Origin of the sequence: Dokdonia sp. Dokd-P16 (assembly GCF_003095655.1) — a bacterium.
Taxonomy (GTDB): Bacteria; Bacteroidota; Bacteroidia; order Flavobacteriales; family Flavobacteriaceae; genus Dokdonia.
This window is the reverse complement of the sequence record NZ_CP029151.1, coordinates 2,019,225-2,044,989: the sequence shown is the minus strand read 5'-3', so window position 1 is coordinate 2,044,989 and position 25,765 is coordinate 2,019,225. Positions and strand designations below refer to the sequence as shown.

The following is a 25,765-nucleotide window of genomic DNA, read 5'->3' as shown; positions in this document are numbered from 1 at the left end:
GTTGTACTGTAGTTTTTTTACTTAAGACAATAATAAAGAATAAATAGCGCCGTTACTAATGAGTTAACCATAACCAACGAATTTTTTTTGGGCTCGACATCGTAAAATGCTTGCACTTTAACGAGTTATTACTATCTTGCAATCCCAAATACATTGAACATAATTACCTATGAAACTACACTTTGCATTAAAAATGCTGGCACTTGCCGTGATTTCGATTACAGTCGCAAGTTGTAGCAAATCAAACGATTACAAAGACAGTTCTAGAGGAACAGGCTGGAAAGTCGACGGTAAAAACGGAGGTTTTAAGCTTAAAACAGACTACGAAGAACAGGCTACTGGACCTGGTCTTGTGTTTGTAGAAGGCGGTACTTTTACCATGGGTAAGGTACAAGATGATGTGATGCATGACTGGAATAACTCTCCAAACCAGCAACACGTCCAATCTTTTTATATAGATGAAACTGAGGTTACTAACGGAATGTATCTAGAATACCTAGATTACTTAAAGAAAGTATTTCCTCCAGAAGAAGAAAATTACCGCAACATTTACAAAGGTGCACTACCTGATACGTTAGTATGGAGAAATCGTCTTGGTTTTAATGAAACTATGACAGAAAACTACCTTCGTCACCCAGCATATGCAAACTACCCTGTGGTAGGTGTAAGCTGGATTCAAGCCGTAGAATATGCAAACTGGAGATCAAACAGAGTAAATGAACTTATTCTAGAAGAACAAGGTTATACTGCAAGAGGCGCTCGTTTTGATGTAGATGCTGGTTCAACTTTTGACACAGAAACTTATTTAAATGCTCCAACACTTACGTATGGTGGAAGCGATAGCCTTGCAAGAGGTGGTCGTTCTAGTGAACGTCGTATGAAGCAAAATGATAGTACAAATATTTTTGTACAACGTACTGATGGAATACTTCTTCCTAAGTACAGACTACCTACAGAAGCAGAGTGGGAATATGCAGCTCTTGGTCTTACAGAATTAAGAAGCTACAATGTATACCGTGGTCGTAAGAAATATCCTTGGGATGGATCTTACACAAGATCTTCAGATCGCCGCACGCGTGGAGATCATTTAGCAAACTTTAAACAAGCAGATGGAGATTACGGTGGTATCGCTGGATGGTCTGATGATAATGCAGATATTACTGCAGAAGTAAAAAGCTATGAGCCTAACGATTTTGGTGTTTACGACATGGCTGGAAACGTTTCTGAGTGGGTTGCAGATGTTTATCGTCCTATTGTGGATGATGAGTTTAACGACTTTAACTACTACAGAGGTAACGTATATACAAAAAACGCTATAGGAGAAGATGGTAAAGTAAAAATCGTTACTGTAGATTCTATTGTATATGACACACTAGCAAATGGAAGTATTATCGCTAGAGATTTACCTGGAGAAATCCTTCAAGTGCCTGTAGATGAAGATGAGACTTATTTAAGAACACAATTCTCTACAAGTGACAACCGTAACTTTAGAGATGGTGACAGAAGATCTACAAGATATTTTGAATCTTTTAATGAAGATGTAGATAATCCAGATTCAGGAAAAAATATGTACAACGCTCCTCAACATAAAGTAGAGAGAGATAGCGCAGGAAAAATGGACCGTCGTTATGACGAGTCTAACAATAGAACATCATTAGTAAATGACGAAGTACGTGTTTACAAAGGAGGTTCTTGGAGAGATAGAGCATACTGGTTAGATCCAGCACAAAGAAGATTCCTTCCACAAGGAATGGCCTCAGACGATATTGGTTTCCGTTGTGCTATGTCAAGGGTGGGATCAAAATCAAAAACAGGTAAAAGAGCTAGATAACATTCTCTTTTTACAGTATTTTTAAAAGCCCTCTTACGAGGGCTTTTTTCATATTAAAACTTCACTATCATTATGACCATTGCAGAGCTACACTTCCATTTTTTAAACAGTAACGGAGTTTGTACTGACACAAGATCTCTACAAAAAAATCAGATTTACATCTCTCTAAAAGGAGATAATTTTAATGGCAACAAGTTTGCAAAACAAGCATTATTAGATGGCGCTAGGCTCGCAGTGATTGATGAAAAGGAATATGAAGATGATTATACTGTTCTTGTAGATAACGCCCTTAAAACACTACAACAACTAGCAAATTACCACCGTAATTATCTCAACTTACCTATTATAGGTCTTACTGGAAGTAATGGAAAAACAACTACTAAGGAGCTTATAAACGCAGTCCTTTCTGAGAAGTACGTAACCGTAGCTACTAAAGGAAACCTCAACAACCACATAGGAGTACCGCTTACCCTCTTATCTATGGACACCACTACAGAGATAGGCATTGTAGAAATGGGTGCAAACCATCAAGGCGAAATTGCAATGCTATGTGAGATTGCCCAACCTAACTTTGGCTACATCACAAACTTTGGAAAAGCTCACCTTGAAGGTTTCGGAGGGTTTGAAGGTGTTATAAAAGGTAAAAGTGAGCTTTATAATTACCTTAGAGATAATGAAGAAATGGCTTTTATAAACGACACAGACAAGCTACAAGTGGAAAAAGCTACTGGCATTACTTTACAAACATTTGGCTCTACAGAAAGTAACTACCCTATCAGCTTAGTAAATGGGTCTGAGAGTCTCAAACTCTCGTTTAAGGAAACTGCTATTAATAGCCAACTCATAGGCATCTATAACTATACAAATATTGCCGTAGCTATTGCGATGGGTACTTATTTTGACCTATCTATTGATCAGGTTAAGTCAGGAATTGAAAAATACATACCTGCAAATAATCGCTCTCAAATCATAAAGAAAGATTCATATAGCATAATTCTAGACGCATATAATGCAAACCCTACAAGCATGGCGGCAGCTCTAGAAAACTTAAAGACTACAACCACTACGACCATTGCGTTCATAGGTAATATGTTTGAAGTAGGGGTCACTTCAAAAGCAGAGCATCAAGCGATGTTAGATTTAGCGCATCACCTTCGTATTGACCAGGTGTATGCAATAGGTCCAGACTTCGGCACTTTGGCCCCTCATGTGAACCAAGAGGTTTATGAAGATTATAACGCTTTCGCGAAAGCGTACTCAAACAAAATTCCAACCGGCGCAACCGTACTTATAAAAGGTTCTAGAGGCATGAAAATGGAGCGAATATTAAATCTCTTAGAAAATTAACCCCAAAGATTCTCAATAGAGATAACTTTTGATTTTCTAAATATTAACTCTAGATCAATTAAAGATGTAATTCTTAACTTTAGGCGACTTCATAAATGAAGCTTCTCTCTATGGAAAAGAAATATATCATTGCATTTGATCAAGGTACGACAAGCACGAGAGCTATCATATTTGACCATCAAGGAACCATAAAAAACATTGCCCAAAAGGAACTTAAGCAACATTACCCGCAACACGGCTGGGTAGAACACGATCCTATAGAGATTTTTGAAGCACAGCAAGCAACCTTCAAAGAGGTTATAGAATCGTCTGACATATCTATAGACGAGATTGCTGCGATAGGCATTACTAATCAGCGAGAGACTACCGTAGTCTGGGATAAGAATACTGGAAAACCCATATATAATGCAATTGTATGGCTAGATAAGCGTACTAAAGCTATCTGTGAGCAATTAAAATCTCAAGATCTAGAAGAGTATGTAAATAAGAATACGGGACTGATTATAGATTCCTACTTCTCTGGAACTAAGGTCAAGTGGATCTTAGATAATGTAGATAACGCTTTCGCGAAAGCGCAACAAGGCGATTTACTCTTTGGAACCATAGACACTTGGCTTATTTGGAAATTCACCAACGGTGCTGTACACGCAACAGATCACTCTAATGCCAGCCGAACGTTACTCTACAACATTATAGACTTAAAATGGGATGAAAAGATGCTAGAAGCATTAAACATTCCAGAATCAATGCTACCTAAAGTTCAAAATAGCGCCTCAGATTTTGGAAATATCATTCTAGACGGTTACAGCATTCCTATTTGTGGAGTTGCTGGAGATCAACAGGCTTCACTTTTTGGTCAAGGAGGCTATAAATCTGGAATAGCTAAAAACACCTACGGTACTGGTTGCTTCCTACTTATGAATACTGGAAAAAAACCTGTTACCTCAAAAAATGGACTGCTTACCACTTTATGTGCTAGCTTACCTGGTGGCAAAGTTAAATATGCTCTAGAAGGTTCCATATTTGCGGGAGGCGCATCTGTACAATGGTTACGGGATAAACTTGACCTCATAGATCATGCAAGAGACACAGAAGATATCTGTATGAATACAGCAGCTACAGATGATTTATACGTAGTTCCTGCTTTTGCAGGATTAGGAGCACCTTACTGGGACATGGATGCAAAAGGAGCTATTTATGGATTAACACTAGACTCAGGCAAAGACGATATTATAAAAGCTACCGTAGATGCGATTGCCTATCAAACACGAGATGTTCTCGATGCTATGATTGAAGATTCTGGCAAGCAAATGAAAGCGCTAAGAGTAGATGGCGGAGCCACTGCAAATAATTATCTCATGCAGTTTCAATCAGATATTCTTAACATAGCTGTAGATCGTCCAGAGATGCTAGAAGTTACTGCACTAGGAGCTGCTTTTTTAGCTGGAATTCAAGCAGGGATTTGGAACAAAAAAGATATTTCTAAAATACGTCAAGTAGATTCCATTTTTGAACCAACAATCACTGAATATGAGCGCAACAAGAAATATACCGGCTGGAAAAATGCCGTAGCACGCACGAAGAGCACTACAAACCAAATGCTCACAACGCAAGAAGATATCCCCATGCGTTTCTCTGTGCTAGATAGACAGCGCCAGATAGCTCGTGCTCAAAAAGAAAAATTTGATCTTATTGTTATAGGTGGTGGTGTTACTGGAGCTGGGATTGCACTTGACGCTTCTTCTCGTGGTATGAATGTGTGTCTTATAGAAAAGAATGATTTTGCATCTGGGACCAGTAATAAATCTACAAAGCTTATACATGGTGGACTACGTTACCTTAAGCAAATGGAGATAGGCTTAGTGCAAGAGTCGGGAAGTGAACGAGCAATATTGCATACCCTTGCTCCTCACCTTGTTGTTCCGGAAAAAATGCTACTTCCACTTATAGAAGGTGGCACCTATGGTAAAATGATGACGGCAATAGGCCTAAAGGTTTATGACTTTCTTGCAAATGTAGAAGGTGATGATAAACGTAAAATGTTAAGTGGGGAAGAAACTGCTACTAGAGAACCTTTACTTAACAAAGACCAGTTAATAGGTGGTGGTTATTATGCAGAGTATCGCACAGATGATGCACGACTTACCGTAGAGTTATTAAAAAAAGCAGCCAGTTTTGGCGCTACTATTATTAACTACTGCGAGATGAAAACCTTTAAATATGATGAGCAAGGAAAAATAAAAAGCTTACAATGTTTTGATCACAATACACAAAGGAATTTTAAACTTAAATCACAGCACTATGTATCTGCTGCGGGACCTTGGGTTGATCTTTTAAGGAAGAAAGACCACTCCATGAATAACAAGTATTTACACCTTACAAAAGGAGTGCACATTGTATTTTCTAGAGAGCGTTTTCCATTAACTCAATCTATTTATTTTGATGTGCCGGATGGTCGTATGATTTTTGCCATCCCTCGCGGTAGATCAACATACGTAGGTACGACGGATACGAACTATAGCGGAAACCTCAACCGAGTTGTAGCTACTCAAGATGATGCAACCTATTTACTTGATGCGACTAATAATATGTTCCCGAGTGTTAATCTTACAATAGACGATATAGAGTCTAACTGGGCTGGACTAAGACCTCTTATACATGAAGATGGAAAAGACCCTTCAGAATTGAGTCGTAAAGATGAGATTTTTGTGTCTGACACAGGGTTGATTTCTATTGCTGGCGGAAAACTTACTGGATATCGTAAAATGGCGCAGCGAGTTATAGATCGCGTTCTTAAAGATGTACCGGAGAAAAAGAAAGCACACCTCGTAAAATCATACACAGAAAAAATACCGCTTACCTCTGAGCCTTTGAAAAACACAGTAGAAGTAGATATTTACCAACAAGAGATCAAGAAGCGTCTTGAAAATGTAGGGATTGTAAATGAATATCAAAGTTGGTACCTAGCAACCACATACGGGAAGCAGAGCAATACCATCATTGACAAGATGAGTTATTTCTTAAATGAAAATCCGGAAGAACGTTTAATACGTGCAGAAGTATGGTACAGCATCCATCATGAGATGACAAACAGCCTTGCCGACTTTTTTGTGCGACGTACGGGTAGATTATATTTTGACATATACTCTGTGCACCAATATCGTGACCTCGTTCAAGAGGATATGATAAGATATTTAGGCTGGGATGAAAAGAGAGTATTACAGGAAAATGAATACCTCCGCATTCTTTTAAAGGATGCTAGTAAATATTATGAAGAGGAATTTGAGTAATACTATCTCATTGAAGCAATATCACACATTAACAAACTAGCGAAAACGATATCGTAAAAAGGTTCGTAATAGAACTCATAATATTATATTAAAAAGTCATATTTTACATGCTATACTAATAAATACCTAATTACATGGGACTCATTTCATTTCTTGGATTTACATTACTTGTAGCGGGATACGCTTGGTGGAAAACACGTGGTACTGATGAAAAAAGTGCAGACGGTTACTACCTAGGTGGTAGAAGTCTAGGCGCACTCACAATTGCAGGATCATTATTACTTACAAACCTCTCTGCAGAGCAAATTGTTGGACTTAACGGTCAAGCTTTCTCAGAAGGAATACTTGTAATGGCATGGGAAACACTCGCAGCAATTGCAATGGTAATTACAGCAGTTTATTTTCTACCTAAATATATGCATAAGGGAATCACCACGATTCCTGAATTTGTAGAAGAACGCTTTGATGAAAACACAAAAGCTATTCTCTCTGTATTATTTCTTATCGCTTTTAGTATCGTATTACTGCCTACTATCCTCTACTCTGGATCGCTCGCCTTCAGCACTATGTTTGACATACCTACTTTACTAGGTATGTCTGAGGGAGCAGTAATCTGGCTTTGTGTGTGGACAATAGGTGTTATAGGAATTATATATGCGATTTTTGGAGGTCTTAAGGCAGTAGCCGTATCAGACTTAGTAAATGCCGTTGGTCTCTTAATAGGAGGATTACTAATCCCATACTTTGGATTAAAAATTATAGGTGATGGTAGTGTAGGTGCTGGTCTGAACGAGTTATGGACAGAAAATCAAGATAAATTTGACGTTACCGGAGACGTAACATCATCTATTCCTGTGGGGACCATTTTTACGGGGATGATGATTGCCCAAATGTATTATTGGGGTACAAATCAAGCTATTTTACAACGTGTTTTTGGGGCAAAAAGTCTCAAAGAAGGACAAAAAGGAATGATGCTAGCTGCCTTTGTAAAATTTTTAATACCTGTGATAGTAGTATTACCAGGTATCATAGCTTGGCACCTGTTTGAAGGAGACTTAAGCTCGGCAGATAAAGCTTACCCAGAACTTGTAAAAGAGGTGCTACCTCCAGCGCTTGTTGGTTTTTTTGCGGCGGTATTATTTGGAGCAGTTTTGAGTTCATTCAATAGTCTACTTAATAGTAGCGCAACACTCTTCGGGTTTGATCTTTATAAAAAATTCTTTAACCGTGAGGCGTCAGAGCATAAAGCGGTAAAGGCTGGAAAGCTTTTTGGAGTTGCTGTTGCTATTATCGCAATGATAATTGCCCCGTTTATAGCAAATGCACCTGCAGGGTTATTTGATTACATCCAGCAAGCCTTAGGAAGTCTTAGTGTTCCTATCCTTGCAGTAGTACTTGTAGGTATAGTCACAAAAAAAGTACCCGCCATCGGTGCAAAAATTGTTTTAATAGCTGGTGTAATTATGTACGTATGTACCATATTTATGAGACCTAGCTATCAAGCAACTGCCCTTGCAGAGGCAGATGCAAATGGCATAACAGATGCTGCACAACTCGCAATCATAAAAGCGGAGGCTTTTCCTCACTTTTTACATGTCATGGGAATTTTATTTGTAGTGAATGTGATCATTATGCTTGTCGTAGGAGCGATTAAACCTAAAACAGATATATATGTTCCAAAACAAACAGACGCGATAGATACTACTCCTTGGAAATATGCATACATCGTAGGCGCATTAATCGTATTACTAGTATTAAGTACCTACCTCATTTTTTAAAAATAGATAGATAAATTTACACCTGCTTTCGCGAAAAATTGAATGGTATATAAAGTGTCTTCTTTTTTCTTAGAATTAAAAAAATCCAACTACTTTAGTAAGTATCTAATTAGGTTATACAATGAAAATTTTAGTAACAGGAGGTTTAGGTTTTATAGGCTCGCACACTGTTGTAGAGCTACAAAATAGTGGGCATGATGTTATCATAATTGATAACTGCTCAAACTCATCTACAGAAGTACTGGACCGTATAACGAGTATTACGGGTAAAACGCCAGCTTTTGTAAAGTTTGACTTAAGAGAGAAAGTTAAAGTACAAGAATTTTTCACTCACAATAATGATATTGATGGAGTAATCCATTTTGCTGCCTCAAAGGCTGTAGGAGAGAGTGTAAAAGATCCTTTATTGTATTATGAAAATAATATAGCCACCTTAATTTATATGCTCCAAGAGTTACAAAAGAAAGAAAAGGCTTCCTTTATATTTAGCTCTTCTTGCACAGTGTACGGGCAGGCAGATGAGCTACCTATCACAGAAAATGCACCTGTTAAACCAGCAGAGTCTCCTTATGGCAACACAAAGCAAATAGGTGAAGAAATTATACGAGATACTTGCCGTGTACAACCACAGCTCAAGGCTATTGCTTTGCGATACTTTAACCCTATAGGCGCCCACCCTACTGCCGAAATAGGCGAATTACCACTAGGTGTACCTGCAAATCTAGTACCTTTTATTACACAAACGGGAATAGGCATGAGGGAGGAACTCTCCGTTTTTGGCAATGATTACCCTACCGCTGATGGAACGGCAATACGTGATTACATTCATGTGGTAGATCTTGCAAAATCTCATGTAAAAGCGCTAGAACGACTTCTTACAGGAGCAAATAAAGAAAACTACGAAGTTTTTAATGTAGGTACAGGTACTGGCAGTTCTGTACTACAAGTGATCAAATCTTTTGAAAAGATATCTGGAAAATCACTAAAATATAAGATTGTAGATAAACGTGAGGGTGACATTACTGCCGCTTATGCAGATACTCACAAAGCAAATAATGAATTAGGATGGAAAGCGCAAAGCACCCTAGACGAAGCAATGGCTTCTGCATGGAAATGGGAACAAAAAATAAGAGACATATAAGATGATCTCATAGCAGAAAAAAAAGCTCTCAGTGTTACTGAGAGCTTTTTTGTTTATAGGCAGTTTTTATACTTTAATAAATAAGATTTTACAGGGTGCTGTTTTAGAATAACTAGCACCAATAACCTCATCGCTCTAGGGTTAACTACTCTTGTTCAAACTCAATAGTTGCCTCGAAATCTTCTAAGTACTTAATATCTTCAAACCATCGGTTTGAACTTAGTACATCAAATGTTATAGCTGTTTCTTCTTGTGATACTTTCTTAAGTTGCCAGATAATATTTGCAGCATCAGTTAGGCCTCCGTGAGCTAACTCATCTTTAAAAAGTCTTTTGAGGAGTGTGTTTTCTGGCATTCCTTGAGCTAGTATACGTATTACTTGCTCTTCTGTATCTTCTTTAAACACATCGAGCATCATACTACTTTTTACACTAAAAGTAACATTAAAATGTATTGCTTTAGGGTGTGGAAACTTTCCGTTATAGGCTTTATATAAAATTTGCCCTGCATTAAAAAATGTTTCATGCATAGACAGGTCTGAGTATTCTTCCCATGGATGTTCATTGAGCATCTCGTGTGACAGATTCTCTCTTTGTCCTTTATTTAGCTGGTCTTTAAAAAGATATTCTAGTACGATTTCGGCAGCATCGTTGGTTTCATTATCAGATAGGGAAAGAAGTGCCATTTCTTCAAGCTCTGCATCCGTCATACCTGTAGTATCGCCATAATCCATTATCTCTAACAGCTTCTTATAGTCATCTATACTCCAAGCGCCCGGAAGCTTTTCTATAGTTTTTACGTGATCTGGAGATACTTTAAAATTAATTTTCATAGTACATTATTTATTACTTGAAGGTATACAAAAGCTAGTCTCGTTATAGTTAAGAATTATATAATTATTAAACCACGGTAATTTACCAAGTAATGCGGTAGCAGTAGTCTCTAGCCCCGATTGCAATGAAAATCCCGCAGCTGTATGGCACAGCCAGACGCGAGGAATTGCAATGTAAAGCGGGATACCATCATGCAAATACAACATACCCTAGTGCTCCTAAGTAAACTCTTTTTAATGTTAGGTAGGGAATAATATACCATAAGCGAGGAAGTATACACAATAAGGTTGCTTGTAATTGCTCGTCTATTGTTGTGTACCAAAAGAGTAACAAGATTATGAAAACAAAAACCAACTCCATTTTTAATCTCATTGAGATTTTTAGACAAAATACAAGTCGTGTAACAAAACGAATTTTTAAAACAAATTGTGAGACCAATTTCCATCACGATTATTACTGTGACACAGAAAAATTATAAATACATCAAACAATAAATCAATATTAAAAAAATAAAATTATGAGCACATTTAACGTACCAACAAGAGCCGAAGTAAGCGAGACTAATCAAGGAATTTTTGACAATCTTAAAAAAGCAGTGGGCTTTGTACCGAACTTATATGCAACGTATGCACACTCAAATAATGCACTTAAAAACTATCTAGACTTTGCAAATGCGCCAAGTTCCCTTAAGGCTAAGGAAAAAGAGGTAGTAAACCTGGCTGTAAGTGAGGTAAACGGTTGTGAGTATTGCCTCTCTGCACATACTGCTATTGCAGGCATGAATGGTTATACACCGGAGCAAATATTAGAATTGAGAGCTGGAAGTGCTTCTTTTGACACCAAGCTAGATGCGCTAGCTAAGCTATCTCAAAATATCACAGAAAACCGTGGTAATACGAGTAAGGAGTTTTAGAAAACTTTTTTAACGCTGGATGGACTAAGGAAAATCTTATTGACACGATCTCATTAGTAGGAGATAAAACGATCTCAAACTACATCAATAATACTACAAAGATTCCTGTAGATTTTCCTGCAGTAACCTTATTAAGCAAGTAAATAGTAGTAATACTAGTTAGATTAATTGTTTTGTTTAAAAGCTCACTTTACAGTGGGCTTTTTGACTTTTTAAAAGTTCCCGGCGGGACGCCTGTATGCTTTTTAAAGAATTTTGAAAAGTGCCCAGCATCATTAAAACCGATATCATAAGAGACTTCTTCTACATTTTTATCTGAGTACAGAAGTAAACGTTTGGCTTCTAAAATGATTCGATCATTAATTACTTTAAGTGGTGATGTATCACCCATGTTCTTAAAATGATTTGATAAGGTTTTAGGCGATTTAAAGAGTAGATCTGCATACTCTGAGACTTTGTGCAAGGTTCTAAAATGTTGCTCTACAAGAATGTGATATTGTCTCACTAAATCAAACTGATTACTAGGCATCTCCGGCTCTGGCAATTGGCTTTTTATATGCCTACTAGAGGTTATCAATAACCTTTTAAGCAATACTCGCAACATCTCTCCCTGTATATGATCTCTTGTCTCAAACTCTTCTTGAATCATTAAAAACATGGCATCATAACTTTTAAGTTCCTTGTCGCTCAGCGTTATAACTGGCGGTTGTGAGGATCCATAAAAGAGAAAACCGTTACAAGAAATCTCATCATCATGCTCTCTGATGCAGTAAAATTCTCTATTAAAAACTAGCGCTAGTAATCCATCACTCTGTGCAATCTCTAATACATTGAGTGGCGTGCAAAAGATAAGCTGTCCTTTTTCTAAATGAAGCGTGTATCCATCAATTACTATATCTCTAGAAGCTTCTTTTGCCCACAGCACTTTATACATTCCTTTGTCTGAAAGCATTTGCTGCGATGGCGCGCAATTAAAGTTAGTAAGTATTAGTTTACTGTCCTCTTTTATAGATGTGTATGTGAGCTTCATAAATGTAAATTAAGACAAGGTACAAAATGTACAAGAGGCTAGGAAGTATGTCCATACTATACCAGGTAACCTTACGATAACTTTGTACAATAATTAATCACAATAGGACTAACACACTATTGTACAATTTACATTTACTATGAAAACTCTATATATCACACTCCTATCAATATTAATTACTAGCCAAACATTTTCACAGGATTATATCGCTAGTAATGGAAATAAGCTGACGTCAACATCAAGATTATCTACCTCTTTATCTTCATTTACCATCGAAGTGATAGATGATGACAGCTTTAATTACACACAATTTTTAAGTGAAAGCAAAGAATCAAAATCAGTTTATAGAGTGGATGGGAAGCAAATCTCTAAAAAAGAATTGGTCAAAATTTTTAGAAAAGCAAGCAGAAAGTCTAACGAGCAGCAGGAATTTAATAAGTATTTGGCTACTAATTACTCGAGTATTTATAGTCAACTCACACCAATGGAGCTTAAAACTTTATACAGTGCATTTAGTGAGAAGAGGATAGCAACATATTTATCATCGTTGCCTAGTATACTTTAAAGTTTAGCTTTCGCGAAAGCGATAATTTCACAACACCAAAAGCCCTTCTCAGGGCTTTTTTTTGATAGTTATATTTTCATAAAAAATAGTTAAACTTTTTATTATGATAGTATTACTATCATATCTTTGTTGCATGGAAGAATTGCATGTACAGATTACTATTGACCCAGCGTTGTATACACGTAATCCCGAGACTACAGAACTGGGCAGAAATATCGTGAGTAAGAGTATAGAAATGATTGATGAGCTAGGCTTTGAAAAATTTACATTTAAAAAACTAGGTGTAGCGATTAACTCAAATGAAAGTTCGATTTACAGATATTTTGATAGTAAACACACTTTACTAGTTTATCTTACTAGCTGGTACTGGAGCTGGGTAGAATATAAACTTGTATTCTCTACCACAAACGTTCCAGACCCAGATAAAAAGCTTAAAAATGCTCTTGCACTCATTACCAAAAATGTCACACAGGACAATTCGGTCTCCTATGTAAATGAAATACTCTTACATCGTATAATCATTTCCGAGAGTGCTAAAGCATACCACACAAAGGATGTAGATAAAGAAAATTCAAAAGGATTTTACAAAACATATAAACGTGTAGTACAACGCATAAGTGATATTGTTCTTGAGATCAACCCTAATTATGCATTTCCTCATATGCTTATCTCAACGGTCATAGAAGGAGCGCACCATCAACGTTATTTCTCTAAACATCTTCCTGCCCTTACAAATGTAGAGGAAGGGCAGAACACAATAGAAAAGTTTTATACAGATATGGTTTTTAAGGCCATCAACTAAGATATTATTTAAACAAAAATCTCTGTTATGGAGATGAAAAACACCGTTTTTCAATGAAAGAAATGACACCTTGGCAACGATTTGTAAATATGCTCGAACTAGATAGACGAGATATCAAACAAATTTTATTTTACGCAATTTTCGCCGGACTTGTAGCGCTTACATTACCACTAGGTATCCAAGCTATTATCAACCTCATTCAAGGTGCTCAAGTAAGCACTTCTTGGATTGTACTCGTTATTCTAGTAACGCTAGGAGTAGCTTTTCAAGGGATCTTGCAATTAATGCAAGTACGTATCCTTGAAAACATACAGCAGAAAATCTTTACCCGTTCTTCTTTTGAGTTTGCTTATCGCTTCCCAAAATTAAAAATGAGCGAACTAGACAATTATTATCCGCCAGAGCTGGCAAATCGTTTTTTTGATACGCTTACGGTTCAAAAAGGATTATCAAAAATCTTATTAGATTTTCCTGCGGCTATACTACAGATACTCTTTGGGTTAATATTACTTTCTTTTTATCATCCATTTTTCATCATATATGGTTTTCTACTTGTAATACTCGTGTACTTGGTATTCAAGTTTACAGCAAAAAAAGGTCTTGAAACTAGTCTTGCAGAGTCTAAGAGTAAGTACAAAGTAGCACACTGGTTACAAGAGATTGCGCGATCACTTATAAGCTTTAAGCTTTCTGGTCGTACTTCACTAGCTATGAATCGCAATAATAAACTCACACAATCATACCTAGAGGCTCGCGAAAGTCACTTTAGAGTATTGATGTTACAGTTTATACAGATGATAGGTTTTAAGGTACTCGTTACAGCAGGACTTCTGGTCATAGGCGGCTTACTAGTACTTAATCAGCAAATGAACATAGGACAGTTTGTAGCAGCAGAGATTATTATCTTATTAGTCATAAGTTCTGTCGAGAAGCTTATTTCTGGATTAGAGAGCTTTTATGATGTACTTACTTCGCTGGAAAAAATAGGGCAAGTGGTTGATAAAAAACTAGAGCCACAAGAAGGTACAGACCCTTTTGAAATCAATGAGGATATGGATATCTACATGGATAGTGTGAGTTATAGTACTCCAGAAACCGGTACTATTCTTAATAATATTACCTTAAATTTAAAAACTAGTGATCGCATTTTAATAACAGGGCTATCTGGATCTGGAAAAACTACTTTATTAAAATTACTATCAGGTGTTATACAACCATCTTCTGGAGGTATCTATGTTAATAATTTCTCTTTTAAAGGGATGCGACCAAATGCTTATCGCTCTAAGATAGGCCAGGTACTCCCAGAACAAAATCCTTTTGAGGGAAGCATTTTAGAGAATATTAGTTTTGGTAACCCAGAAGTGTCATCGTCTAGGGTCAATGAGGTTATTAGAATAGTAGGCTTACAAGAATTTGTGCGCACACAACCTAATGGATTACAAACGAAATTGTTTCCAGAAGGGCAAAAAATACCGCACACAATCTCAAAACAAATACTTTTAGCAAGATCATTTGTTCATGAACCTAAGGTACTATTACTTAAAGACGCACTCGAGCATTTTGAAGAAACTCAAGCTCGAGAGATCATGGCTTATCTCGCTAGTCCAGACAGACCGTGGGCACTTATAGTCGCAAGTAATAACAAAGACTGGAGAGCTATGTGTAATCAACATATAGAACTCGAAGAAGGTAATATCATTTCAAAATCATAATAAAGCGATGCTTAATATATCAAACAATCAACTTAATAAGAAGATAGATGTAGGTGGCTATTCGGCTTTTGCTAAGGCGCACAAGACAAGGCACTATAAATACTTCAATAGATTCTTACTAGCCTTTGCTATCATAGGCGTAATTGTACTCTTTTTACCATGGACTCAAAACGTTAATGGTAAAGGTTATGTCACTACATTAACTCCAGATCAAAGACCGCAAACTATACAATCTCCTATTCCTGGACGTGTAGAACAGTGGTACGTACTAGAAGGCGACTATGTAGCAAAAGGAGATACTATTTTGCGCATTTCTGAAATCAAGAATGAGTATCAAGATCCTCTCCTTGCAGAACGTACGAGACAACAACGCGATGCAAAAAGTAATGCTGTTGGTTCTTATAAATCTAAGGTAGTAGCTCTTGAAAATCAATTAGGCGCTTTACAACGCGAACGTGCACTAAAACTAGAACAAGCAGAAAACAAACTGAAGCAAGCTCGTTTTAAAGTACAAAGCGATAGTATTGATCTTGTTGCGGCAACTACTAATCGTGATATTGCCTTAAAACAATTTGAACGTACTGCCACGCTAGAGGCAGAAGGTTTAAAATCTACAGCAGATGTAGAAGACAAGAGACTTAAACTACAAGAAACAGAGGCTAAGCTTATCTCTCAAAACAATAAATTACTAGCGAGTCAAAACAATGTTCTTAATGCTTCTATTGATATATCGAGAACTAGTGCGGAATATGCTGAAAAAATAAGCAAAGCGCAAAGTGACAAGTTTAGTGCATCCAGTGCGCAATATGATACAGAGGCTCAAGTAAGCAAACTAGCAAATGCAAGTACCAACTACGAGATGCGTAGTGCACTGCAGTATATTACAGCTCCTCAAAATGGATTTATAAATAAAGCTATTAAAGCAGGTATAGGTGAGACTTTTAAAGAAGGAGAGCAACTAGTAGGCATTATGCCTGCCGACTATGACCTCGCCGTGGAGACTTTTGTGAGACCTATAGACTTACCACTCATACATGCTGGGGAAAAAATACGTGTTCAGTTTGACGGGTGGCCGGCTATCGTTTTTAGTGGATGGCCAGATGCCTCTTTCGGGACCTATGGAGGAACCGTAGTCGCTGTCGAAACATTCATAAGTACAAATGGAAAATTTAGAGTTCTTATTGCGCCAGATAAAGAAGCAGAGGATTGGCCAAAAAATGTACGTGTAGGCTCTGGAGCACAAACTATCGCCTTGCTACAAGATGTTCCTATCTGGTACGAGTTATGGAGACAGCTTAACGGGTTTCCACCAGATTACTATTTGCCAGAAGGTACTTTAACGCCTAGAAAAGAGAAAAAATGAGGTTACTTATAAAATATACAGTACTTGTGTTGTGTTACGCTTTCGCGAAAGCGGGACTAGCTCAAACACCTGTACTTTCTCCACAAAGTATTTCTTTTGAGGAATACTTAGGGTATGTAAAGCAACATCATCCATTAATCAAGCAAGCCGAATTAGTGTTAAGCACAGGAGAAGCAAATCTACTTAAAGCAAGAGGAGGTTTTGATCCAAAAATTGAGGTAGACTATGATCGTAAGAAGTTTAAAGATACCGAATATTTTGATCAGCTTAACGCTACTTTTAAAATCCCTACTTGGTATGGAATTGAGCTAAAAGGAAGTTTTGAAGAAAACACAGGTGAGTTTCTCAATCCTAATCTTACAGTTCCCGAAGATGGATTGTATAGTGCTGGGGTTTCATTTGCGCTAGCACAAGGCCTACTTATTAATGAACGTATGGCTACCTTAAAGAAAGCACGCTTTTTTGAACAGCAAACCATTGCAGATCGTGACTTACTCGTAAACAACTTAATTTATGAAGCGAGCTTGGCTTATTTTGACTGGGTAGAAACAGAAAATGAAAAAGATATTTACGATACTTTTTTAAAGAATGCCACCACCAGACTAGACGCCGTAACAAGAAGCGTAGCAGAAGGTGACAAAGCGGCTATAGACATTACAGAAGCAAGAATAACGGCTCAAACAAGACGTCTTGACCTAGAAGCTGCCTCGCTTAAGGCTCAAAAGGCACGCCTAATTGCGAGTAATTTTTTATGGATAGATGGTATTCCATTAGAAATACAAGAGACTGTGTACCCAGAAAAGCCAGAACTTTCAGTGCTAGACGCTTCGCTATTATTAGTAGGAATCACAGATACTTCGGTATTTTTAAATAATCACCCTAAGCTTAAAAGTCTAGATGCAAAAATTGATGGTCTAGAAGTAGACCGCTTTTTAAAGAAAAATAAGTTGCTTCCTAAGGTAAACTTGCAATATAATTTTCTATCACCGGATGCAAATCGATTAGATGGTTTTAACACGGCAAATTACAAGGCTTTTGTAGATGTGAGCTTTCCTATTTTCTTACGTAAGGAACGCGGAGATTTAAATCTTGCTAAACTAAAAGTTCAAGACGCCGAGTTTGAACGTACAGCCACTTCTCTTGCCATTAAAAATAAGCTTGACGCCACAGAGGCAGAGATCACTTCGCTTTTAGAACAAAACAACCTCATTACTGAGATTGTGGTAGATTATGAAGCCCTTGTAAAAGCAGAGGAGCGTAAATTTTTTCTAGGAGAAAGTTCACTATTCCTCATTAACTCCCGAGAGCAAAAGTTAATAGACGCAAGACTTAAAGCAAATACACTTTCTGTAAAGGAACTTACTGCAAAGGCAAAGTTGTATAACGCAGCTGGCCTGTAAATGATATTTACTATGCTATTAGCAAAAAATTAGTTAAAATTTTTTGCTAATAGCTATTCAACTGAAAAAAATATAAAAAGACAACATAATTCCATAGTTTTAAAATATCTTTCTACTAACAGGAAGAACGAACTACAAAATACTATGAAATTACACACTTACAAGTACGCCGTGCTGCTGCTCCTTAGCATCTTTGCTTTAGGATGCTCTAACAGCGAAGATCCAGAATCATCAAGCCAGAATCCTCCAGAAGAGGAAACACCTGTTGAAGCTGCAAACATAGATATTCCTGGCACTGTTAGGGATATAACATCTGCAGATCTTGTTTCAGAGATGGGCATAGGGTGGAACTTAGGAAATAGCCTTGATGTAAAAGATGCAGATAAAACATTATGGGGAAATCCATTACCATCTCAAGCAATTATAGACAAAGTCTATAGTATGGGCTTTAGAACATTACGAGTTCCGGTAAGCTGGAATTGGGACATGCAATCTACTGCGCCGTATACCGTTAATGAGGACTTTTTAACGCAAGTTCAAGAAACTGTAAACTTCGGTATAAGTAAAGGAATGCACGTAATTATAGACGTTCATCACGATGAAGACTGGTTACGCCCTACAAATGCAGCTGCACCTATGGTGAAGCCACGCCTTGCAAGCCTATGGACACAAATTGCAAATCGTTTCAATACTTATGGTGATAAGCTTATTTTTGAAACCCTTAATGAGACAAGACTTCTTAACTCACCAGAAGAATGGTCTGGAGGTACAGAAGAAGGAAGATCTGTTATCAATGAATATCATGAGACAGCACTTAATGCTATAAGAGCTACAGGAGGAAATAATGCAAGACGTCACGTTATGATGAGCACCTATGCTGCAAGTACTCTCCCAGTAGCAATGAACGCTCTTGTGGTGCCAGATGATAGTAATATTATCATTTCTCTACATACTTATTTTCCTTGGCCATTTACAGGTGAAGAAGGAGGAACTACAGAGTGGGGCACAGATCAAGAAAAAGCACAACTTGAAAATGAATTTGAATACATAAAAAATAAGTGGATTGTACAAGAAGGCAGACCTGTAATCCTAGGAGAATGGGGTGCAATAGATCGTTCAAACCTTGCTAACCGTGAGGCATACGCACAATTTTATGTAGAGAAGAGCATGGAACGTGGTTTATTACCAATTGTTTGGGATGATGGAGGTAACTTTAGACTTTTAGATAGACAGAATCTAGATTGGCATTTCCCATCAATAGCAGATATAATTGTTGAAGCTGCAAACTAATACTTAAGCAACAAGAGTATATAAAAGGGCGCCGTTTCATCTAGAAACGGCGCTTACTTTTTAATTGTATTTGAAGATTTACTTACTCGTAATATTGTCTAGCGCTTCTTTTACCTTCATTCGATTATCGCTACCTCGACGGTCTATTAATTTATTGAAAGGATCTACTCCAGCTTCTACTGGTTTTTTACTTACTATAATATCAAAACTATTATTGATATCACTCACTTTGACTTTCTTAAGGTACAGCACATTCTCTGCTCCTGTTTCCTCATCCTCTTCGCCAAAAATTCCTAGCTCAATATAATCTGCTAGTGGTAATGATGCAATTGCATCCTCCTCACCCTCCGGTGTAAAGGAAAGGCTATCGCCCGCGATAGACTTGTATTCTTTTTTACCTTTCTTTTTAGAACGATACTTGCTTATAATCGCATCTATATGCACAGCATAGTTACCATCTGGTAATTGTGTATATGTAGCATCTTCTACTTTGTTATCATATAGCGTGATGGTCTCAAACATATCTGTAACTAGATATTTGAGCGAGTCTGGCGTCACTGCTTTTATATCTGCCACAAATTCTGTTGCTACAGGGTAAGGACGTCCTTTAAATTGATATTTCTCGGCAAAGCGTTTTGCTACACCGTTAAAGACATCTTCTCCTAAGTAATCGCTCATAGCATATAATACTAATGATCCCTTCTGGTAATGAATATACTGTTGATTTTCATTATACATTAACGGCTGCTCCTTAATCTGCTCGCCAGTTCTACCCGTAAGATATCCATCCATCGCGTCTTTTAAGAAACGACGCATCTGGTTTTTACCATAGGTTTTCTCAAGCACCTTGAGCGAACTATACTCAGACATACTTTCTGAAAGCAGTGTAGCTCCTTTAGCCTGTGCTCCTATTACTTGATGTGCCCACCACTGGTGTGCTAGCTCATGTGCCGTTATTGCGAGCGGATAATCAACCGCATCTTGATCCTCATCATCTACATCTGCCACAAAACCTACCCCTTCGCTAAAAGGGATTGTGTTTGCAAAGGCCTGTGCAAAGCTTCCATAAGCCTTAGGAAACTCTATGATACGGACTTGTTTATGCTGGTAAGGTGTATAATTCTCGTTGTAATAAGCAAGCCCCTTTTTCATACCATTCATCATACGATCAAGGTTATACGTATGACCAGGATTGTAATAAATCTCAAGATTAATCCCCTGGTATTCTTCTCGCATCACTTCATATTCTGCACTTAAGAAAGAATAGAAATTGAGCATTTTTGAATCCATTTTGTAGTGGAAATACTTTCTTCCATCTTCTTCCCACTCCTTAATGAGATAGCCTGGCGCAATCGCTATTTGCTCCGGAGAAGTACTTAATGTAGCCTCAAAGTCTATCCAGTCACTATAACCACCTATATAACTACGATCTCTTGCCCCTGGAGCATTTGGATCTGGTAAGCGGTCCTTAGGTGCTAGCTCATACTTTTCACGTAGTTGTGTGTTTCTTAATTCAAAATTATCATTGTAGCCTATAGAAGGAAACATACCATAGTTGACAAAGGTTCCATTAGTAGAAATAGGCGACTTATCATCTAGAAATTTGTTCTCCTCATTATGCATGGTAAACTTAAACACTAAAGTATCTCCAGGCTTCATAGGCTTACTAAAAGCATACATTTTATAGTTGTAATCTTCATTATCATAAACCACTTCTGCATCTCTATCTAGCGTGATTTCTGTAGGGTAATCTGTGAGGTTCACATGTAAGGTATCTATGGCTACACTATCCTTATTAACCATCGTGAAGGTGGCTCCCGCCTTAAAGTCTCTGGTTTTCGGATACATATCCATAAAGGTATTTACAGCAATAAGTCTAGGTTGTGGTATTCCTGCATACTTTCCTAAGTCTCTTTCGGCTTGTACGCGTAGTTCTTCACGTTCTTTTCCTGTGAGTAATTCATTCTCCACGTTATTTACATACCAAGAGTAGCTACCTATACCTAAAAATATTGCTAGAGAAACTACTGCTGTTGCTATGATGGGTGTAGATAATCTCGCTTTCGCGAAAGCGATACGACCTTTTACATTGGTCCCCACACCGCGTCTGTAGAATAAGATAGCTGCCATTAAAAGAATAACGCCAAATGAAATCCAATACACCCTAAACGTATAGAAACGAGGCAACACCGTACCATAACCATCAAAATCTGAAGGGCTAGGTGTACCACCCGAATTAAAATCATAAATAGCCTGCTCTACTCCAATTGCACTTTGCAATAGCGGAATCGCGACAGCAAGCACTAATAAAGTTACTAGGCCAAGCCATTTATTTTTAATCAAGGTATGCACCAAAAGCGCCATCAAAATCCACGGAATATACTTCCAGATATTGATAAAAAAAGCTTGAAATACATAAAGGTCTATCTGGTAATCATAAAAGCCATTTGCCGTTTGAAATGCTAGACCACAAAGAATAAGTACTACTTGTAAAAAGCCTGTCATAAGAAATAGCGATATCCCTTTTGACACTAGAAATACCCAGTCTTTTGTAGGCGTTACATCGACTATCTGGTTGAGATGAGCTGCCCTAGAGCGATCCATCAAGAATCCAGCATACAGATGAATAAGTAAAAATGAAAATATGATAATGTATGCAGATGGCTCTGCAAGCATGGTCCACGTTTTTGGTAATATAGCCGTGTTAAAAATGAGCTGAGAAAAACTCATCATTACAATGGTAAGTACAATGGCTAGAAAACTGATAATAATAAAGGGCCAGCCTGTAATGATATATTTAGTGTCACTTTTAACCAATAGCCACAATGTTTTTAACTGCCCTACAAAAGAGAAATCTGTAGATACTGCTGGCATTTCAATGTTTCTTACTTCACTAAAGTTTTTCTTAGTTGCTCTTACCGTCTTTTTCTTGAAAAGACGAATGGTCATTGCATGTTGAGAAAAATTAAAGCGTGCTATAATCCCAAATAAAATTGCAAACGAAATCGCCGCCCATAACAAACGATTATACAGCAATGCTCCCACCATAGGGATAGAGCGGTTATTTTGCTCAATTGGAGTCCAGTACTCTGTAGCATCTGCCAGTGCCACATTTGCCATAGGGTCTAATAATGAGAACCAGAATTTATCATCTGCATTATCAGCCATGCTTGTAGCGATAAGCTGTATGATAATCATGGTAAGTATGGACATGAAACCTATATTCATATTACGTGTAAACACCACAATAGCAAAAACTATCGCACTATAAAAAAGTACGTTAGGAAAAATGATAAAAGCAAACGGCTGCACGTAATTCCATAGTCCAAAAGGCCCCAAGAGTTCTTCATTTGCGCCAGGTAATATAGAACCTATCAGTAATCCTAAAATGGTCGCAGCGGCGATACAAAGATTTACCGTTATTGCTGCAGAGAACTTTGCTAGAAGGTACTGCACCTTTGTAAGAGGATAAGAGTACAATACATTATGCATGTTATTTTTAAAATCTCTATCTATAGTTCCTCCAGTAATTGATGGAATTAATAAATAGGACAACAATGCCAGCTGGGATAAAATGCCTGTTATTGCCAGCGGACTATTAAGATATACATTGCTCGTTACTGTGACATTATCACTACTAAACACGCCTAAACCAGCTGCCATAATCAAGACACCTAGTAAAAACATAATTGCTGCAAAAATGTAAAAAAGCGGTTTCTTAAACCACGTTCTTATTTCGTGTAGATATATTGTGCTGAACATATTACTGTACGTTTTCAGGTTGGTTCTGATTTAACGTAGTAAAATATACGTCCTCTAAGGTTGCAACAGCAGATTCAAAACCTTCTCCTGGCGAGGTTGTACTATAGACTCTCACATCTAAATCATTGGTATCATTAAAGCTTGAAGAAATCACATTGTATTGCTTTTGTAACTCATCTATTTTATCTCTAGAAGCACTTATCTTCCAGATATGACCAGATAGACTTTGTACTAGCTCTTTTGGTGTGCTCTGAGATAAGATTCTTCCTCCATTGAGAATTGCCATATCAGTACATAGTTCCTTAACGTCATCTACAATATGCGTAGAGAAAATAACAATGTGATTAGTCCCTATCTCACGTAATACATTTAAAAATCGATGTCTCTCTGCAGGATCTAGTCCAGCAGTAGGCTCATCTACAATAATAAGTTTAGGATTATTAAGTAAGAGTTGTGCAATACCAAAACGTTGTTTCATCCCTCCAGAGTAGCCTGCAACGTGCTTATCGCGCACATCACTAAGGTTAGTAACCTCAAGTGCTTTATCTACAATTGCATTGCGCTCTGCTTTATTTGTAATCCCTTTCAAACTTGCAAAATAATGTAAGAGGTCGCTTGCGCTCATTTTTGGGTACACCCCAAATTCTTGTGGTAAATAGCCTAAGGTTTTTCTAAACTCAATTTTATTGTTAAGAATATCAAGTCCATTAAACTCTATACTTCCTGTATCTGGTTCTTGAAGCGTGGCAATGGTTCTCATAAGAGATGATTTTCCTGCACCGTTAGGTCCTAAAAGACCAAACATTCCTGCCTTAATATCTATAGTGACATCATCTAAGGCTTTTACACCATTGCTATATGTTTTTGAAACATTCTTTAAACTGAGAATCATACCTGTTGCTTTTTAGTTGTAGCATAGGTATGACTTATATGGAGTTTGTTACAAGTAATTATATAAATAAAGAAGAAATAGCTAAAGACAGCCTATTTGAGTACACATTGCTTTGAGAAAATCTCGCCCTTTAATTTAATTTTATAAAAGAATGCTTTTTGAGACGTTCTTCTAGATCATTAGTTGAACCAATGTAATATCGATTGAGGCTAGAAGAAAATAATATGTAAACGTAAAAACTCATACAAACGAAAAAAGGCTTCCATTTCTGGAAGCCTTTGTGGGCGCAGAGGGATTCGAACCCCCGACCCCTTGGGTGTAAACCAAGTGCTCTGAACCAACTGAGCTATGCGCCCGACTATTTTTTTATACAAGAGTGTCGCTTCTTGTTTGTGGGCGCAGAGGGATTCGAACCCCCGACCCCTTGGGTGTAAACCAAGTGCTCTGAACCAACTGAGCTATGCGCCCCAATATTTTATAATCAGGTGACAATAAAATCTTGACTACTGCCTTTCTCTTATTGCGGGTGCAAATATAGAACTAAAGTTTAATAGTTTGAAATCTTTTTGAAGAAAAATTAAATAATTTCTGCTACCACAAAAGTACTCCCGCCTATAAATATAAGATCGCTTGCGCCAGCGGTCTTTTTTGCAGCACTAAAGGCTTCTTTTACACTAGGATACGCTTTTCCATTCAATCGGTGAGTCTCTGCCGTTTTTCTTAACAATTGTACCTCCATTCCTCTCGGCACATCTGGTTTACAAAAATAATAAGTTGCATAACTTGGAAAAAGAGGCAAAATGCTCCCAAGATCCTTATCCGACACTACACCTAATACAATATGTAATTTTTTATATTTCTCCTTACTTAGCTGCTCCATGACATAAGTCAGCCCCTCTTTATTGTGCCCTGTATCACAAATCACCTTTGGCAATTCTTGTAATATTTGCCATCGACCTAGAAGCCCTGTATTCTTAACTACATTTTTAAGTCCTTTTGCAATGTGCTGTATTCCTACATGAAAATCTGCGCCTTGTAATACTGAAAATGCTACTTGAACGGTTCTAATATTATGTTTCTGGTATGAACCTATCAAATCTGACTGCATAGACATTAAATCAAAATCGTAGGCTTTGTATAGTGTTGCGTTACGCTTTCGCGAAAGCGTACTAAAAACATCTTCTGTCTCCTCATGATACTCTCCTATCACTACTGGAACACCTTCTTTTATAATTCCCGCTTTTTCGGCGGCAATAAGTGGTAATGTATCGCCCAGAAATTGAGTATGATCAATACCAATATTAGTAATAACAGACAATACAGGCGTTATAATATTAGTAGCATCTAGTCTACCTCCTAAGCCTACTTCAATAATAGCAATATCTACTTTTTTGGTTGCGAAATAAGAAAAAGCCATTCCTACCGTCATCTCAAAAAATGACAGTTGGTGCTCCTCAAAAAAGGCTTTGTGCTTTTTTACAAACCCCATGACAAATTGCTTACTTGCCATCTCACCATTAATTTTGATGCGCTCTCTAAAGTCTTTGAGATGTGGAGACGTGTATAAACCTACCGTATATCCAGCTTCTTGCAATACAGATGCCAACATATGACTTGTAGAACCTTTACCATTAGTTCCCGCCACATGTACAGCTTTAAACTGAGTGTGTGGATTGCCAAGGTATTCTGATAATAATTTAATATTATCCAAATCTGCTTTATAAGCAGCTGCTCCTTTGCGCTGATACATCGGTAACTGCGCAAATAGCCAATCTAAAGTTTCTTGGTAAGTGATAGTGGGTCGCTTTTAAATGTA

The 25,765-nt window shown here is 37.5% G+C and carries 17 protein-coding genes, 2 tRNA genes and 1 pseudogene; 12 read left to right on the top strand and 8 right to left on the bottom strand.

Annotated features, from left to right (window positions below):
• Positions 1–169 precede the first annotated feature (169 nt).
• The 5 genes from gldJ (at position 170) to galE (ending at position 9,387) form a co-directional block, all read left to right on the top strand.
• The gene (gene gldJ, locus DCS32_RS09175; protein WP_108877995.1) at positions 170–1,831 is read left to right on the top strand and encodes a gliding motility lipoprotein GldJ; all 1,662 of its coding nucleotides are present in this window, start codon (positions 170–172) and stop codon (positions 1,829–1,831) included.
• Positions 1,832–1,903: 72 nt separating this feature from the next.
• Positions 1,904–3,178: a UDP-N-acetylmuramoyl-tripeptide--D-alanyl-D-alanine ligase gene (locus tag DCS32_RS09170; protein ID WP_108877994.1), complete on the top strand. Its 1,275-nt coding sequence runs from the start codon at positions 1,904–1,906 to the stop codon at positions 3,176–3,178.
• A 110-nt stretch (positions 3,179–3,288) separates the two neighbouring features.
• Positions 3,289–6,468: a glycerol kinase GlpK gene (glpK, locus tag DCS32_RS09165; RefSeq protein WP_108879270.1), complete on the top strand. Its 3,180-nt coding sequence runs from the start codon at positions 3,289–3,291 to the stop codon at positions 6,466–6,468.
• Positions 6,469–6,602: 134 nt separating this feature from the next.
• Positions 6,603–8,246: a solute:sodium symporter family transporter gene (locus DCS32_RS09160; protein ID WP_108877993.1), complete on the top strand. Its 1,644-nt coding sequence runs from the start codon at positions 6,603–6,605 to the stop codon at positions 8,244–8,246.
• Between the two features lie 121 nt (positions 8,247–8,367).
• Positions 8,368–9,387, top strand: a complete 1,020-nt coding sequence (galE, locus tag DCS32_RS09155; RefSeq protein ID WP_108877992.1) for a UDP-glucose 4-epimerase GalE — start codon at positions 8,368–8,370, stop codon at positions 9,385–9,387.
• 145 nt (positions 9,388–9,532) lie between these two features.
• Here galE and DCS32_RS09150 read toward each other — a convergent pair whose 3' ends face one another.
• Positions 9,533–10,219, bottom strand: coding sequence for a hypothetical protein (locus tag DCS32_RS09150; protein ID WP_108877991.1), 687 nt, complete (start codon positions 10,217–10,219; stop codon positions 9,533–9,535).
• A 518-nt stretch (positions 10,220–10,737) separates the two neighbouring features.
• On the opposite strand from DCS32_RS09150, the pseudogene DCS32_RS09145 reads away from it, so the two are divergent.
• Positions 10,738–11,276, top strand: a pseudogene (locus tag DCS32_RS09145) (carboxymuconolactone decarboxylase family protein).
• A gap of 47 nt (positions 11,277–11,323) precedes the next feature.
• Here DCS32_RS09145 and DCS32_RS09140 read toward each other — a convergent pair.
• Positions 11,324–12,163: a helix-turn-helix domain-containing protein gene (locus tag DCS32_RS09140; RefSeq protein ID WP_108877990.1), complete on the bottom strand. Its 840-nt coding sequence runs from the start codon at positions 12,161–12,163 to the stop codon at positions 11,324–11,326.
• A 139-nt stretch (positions 12,164–12,302) separates the two neighbouring features.
• Here DCS32_RS09140 and DCS32_RS09135 point away from each other — a divergent pair, with 139 nt between their 5' ends.
• The 6 genes from DCS32_RS09135 to DCS32_RS09110 all read left to right on the top strand — a co-directional run bounded on the left by DCS32_RS09135 (position 12,303) and on the right by DCS32_RS09110 (position 19,295).
• Positions 12,303–12,728 carry a hypothetical protein gene (locus DCS32_RS09135; protein WP_108877989.1) on the top strand — a complete coding sequence of 142 codons (426 nt, stop codon included), beginning with the start codon at positions 12,303–12,305 and terminating at the stop codon, positions 12,726–12,728.
• Positions 12,729–12,831: 103 nt separating this feature from the next.
• Positions 12,832–13,530 (top strand): TetR/AcrR family transcriptional regulator, encoded by a 699-nt coding sequence (locus DCS32_RS09130; RefSeq protein WP_239057514.1) that lies wholly within the window; start codon positions 12,832–12,834, stop codon positions 13,528–13,530.
• Positions 13,531–13,583: 53 nt separating this feature from the next.
• The gene (locus tag DCS32_RS09125) at positions 13,584–15,242 is read left to right on the top strand and encodes a peptidase domain-containing ABC transporter (protein WP_108877988.1); all 1,659 of its coding nucleotides are present in this window, start codon (positions 13,584–13,586) and stop codon (positions 15,240–15,242) included.
• Between the two features lie 7 nt (positions 15,243–15,249).
• Positions 15,250–16,605, top strand: coding sequence for an HlyD family secretion protein (locus tag DCS32_RS09120; protein ID WP_108877987.1), 1,356 nt, complete (start codon positions 15,250–15,252; stop codon positions 16,603–16,605).
• Complete coding sequence (locus tag DCS32_RS09115; RefSeq protein ID WP_108877986.1) at positions 16,602–18,005, top strand: TolC family protein; 1,404 nt, start codon at positions 16,602–16,604, stop codon at positions 18,003–18,005. The genes DCS32_RS09120 and DCS32_RS09115 overlap by 4 nt, the downstream gene beginning before the upstream one ends.
• A 144-nt stretch (positions 18,006–18,149) precedes the next feature.
• Positions 18,150–19,295: a glycoside hydrolase family 5 protein gene (locus tag DCS32_RS09110; protein ID WP_108877985.1), complete on the top strand. Its 1,146-nt coding sequence runs from the start codon at positions 18,150–18,152 to the stop codon at positions 19,293–19,295.
• 78 nt (positions 19,296–19,373) lie between these two features.
• Here the strand turns inward: DCS32_RS09110 and DCS32_RS09105 are convergent, their stop codons facing one another.
• The 6 genes from DCS32_RS09105 to DCS32_RS09080 form a co-directional block, all read right to left on the bottom strand.
• On the bottom strand, positions 19,374–23,057 hold the full coding sequence (locus DCS32_RS09105; protein WP_108877984.1) for an ABC transporter permease/M1 family aminopeptidase: 3,684 nt from the start codon (positions 23,055–23,057) through the stop codon (positions 19,374–19,376).
• 1 nt (position 23,058) lies between these two features.
• Positions 23,059–23,949: an ABC transporter ATP-binding protein gene (locus DCS32_RS09100; RefSeq protein ID WP_108877983.1), complete on the bottom strand. Its 891-nt coding sequence runs from the start codon at positions 23,947–23,949 to the stop codon at positions 23,059–23,061.
• Between the two features lie 130 nt (positions 23,950–24,079).
• Positions 24,080–24,193: a GIY-YIG nuclease family protein gene (locus DCS32_RS16360; RefSeq protein ID WP_108877982.1), complete on the bottom strand. Its 114-nt coding sequence runs from the start codon at positions 24,191–24,193 to the stop codon at positions 24,080–24,082.
• A 37-nt stretch (positions 24,194–24,230) separates the two neighbouring features.
• Positions 24,231–24,305 (bottom strand) — tRNA-Val (locus DCS32_RS09090).
• Between the two features lie 37 nt (positions 24,306–24,342).
• Positions 24,343–24,417, bottom strand: a tRNA-Val gene (locus tag DCS32_RS09085).
• A 109-nt stretch (positions 24,418–24,526) separates the two neighbouring features.
• Positions 24,527–25,744, bottom strand: a complete 1,218-nt coding sequence (locus tag DCS32_RS09080) for a bifunctional folylpolyglutamate synthase/dihydrofolate synthase (RefSeq protein ID WP_108877981.1) — start codon at positions 25,742–25,744, stop codon at positions 24,527–24,529.
• Between the last annotated feature and the right edge of the window lie 21 nt (positions 25,745–25,765).

Coding starts and splice junctions, on each gene's coding strand:
- gldJ (WP_108877995.1), top strand. CDS start 170: ATGAAACTACACTTTGCATTAAAAATGCTGGCACTTGCCGTGATTTCG.
- DCS32_RS09170 (WP_108877994.1), top strand. CDS start 1,904: ATGACCATTGCAGAGCTACACTTCCATTTTTTAAACAGTAACGGAGTT.
- glpK (WP_108879270.1), top strand. CDS start 3,289: ATGGAAAAGAAATATATCATTGCATTTGATCAAGGTACGACAAGCACG.
- DCS32_RS09160 (WP_108877993.1), top strand. CDS start 6,603: ATGGGACTCATTTCATTTCTTGGATTTACATTACTTGTAGCGGGATAC.
- galE (WP_108877992.1), top strand. CDS start 8,368: ATGAAAATTTTAGTAACAGGAGGTTTAGGTTTTATAGGCTCGCACACT.
- DCS32_RS09150 (WP_108877991.1), bottom strand. CDS start 10,219: ATGAAAATTAATTTTAAAGTATCTCCAGATCACGTAAAAACTATAGAA.
- DCS32_RS09140 (WP_108877990.1), bottom strand. CDS start 12,163: ATGAAGCTCACATACACATCTATAAAAGAGGACAGTAAACTAATACTT.
- DCS32_RS09135 (WP_108877989.1), top strand. CDS start 12,303: ATGAAAACTCTATATATCACACTCCTATCAATATTAATTACTAGCCAA.
- DCS32_RS09130 (WP_239057514.1), top strand. CDS start 12,832: ATGATAGTATTACTATCATATCTTTGTTGCATGGAAGAATTGCATGTA.
- DCS32_RS09125 (WP_108877988.1), top strand. CDS start 13,584: ATGAAAGAAATGACACCTTGGCAACGATTTGTAAATATGCTCGAACTA.
- DCS32_RS09120 (WP_108877987.1), top strand. CDS start 15,250: ATGCTTAATATATCAAACAATCAACTTAATAAGAAGATAGATGTAGGT.
- DCS32_RS09115 (WP_108877986.1), top strand. CDS start 16,602: ATGAGGTTACTTATAAAATATACAGTACTTGTGTTGTGTTACGCTTTC.
- DCS32_RS09110 (WP_108877985.1), top strand. CDS start 18,150: ATGAAATTACACACTTACAAGTACGCCGTGCTGCTGCTCCTTAGCATC.
- DCS32_RS09105 (WP_108877984.1), bottom strand. CDS start 23,057: ATGTTCAGCACAATATATCTACACGAAATAAGAACGTGGTTTAAGAAA.
- DCS32_RS09100 (WP_108877983.1), bottom strand. CDS start 23,949: ATGATTCTCAGTTTAAAGAATGTTTCAAAAACATATAGCAATGGTGTA.
- DCS32_RS16360 (WP_108877982.1), bottom strand. CDS start 24,193: ATGAGTTTTTACGTTTACATATTATTTTCTTCTAGCCTCAATCGATAT.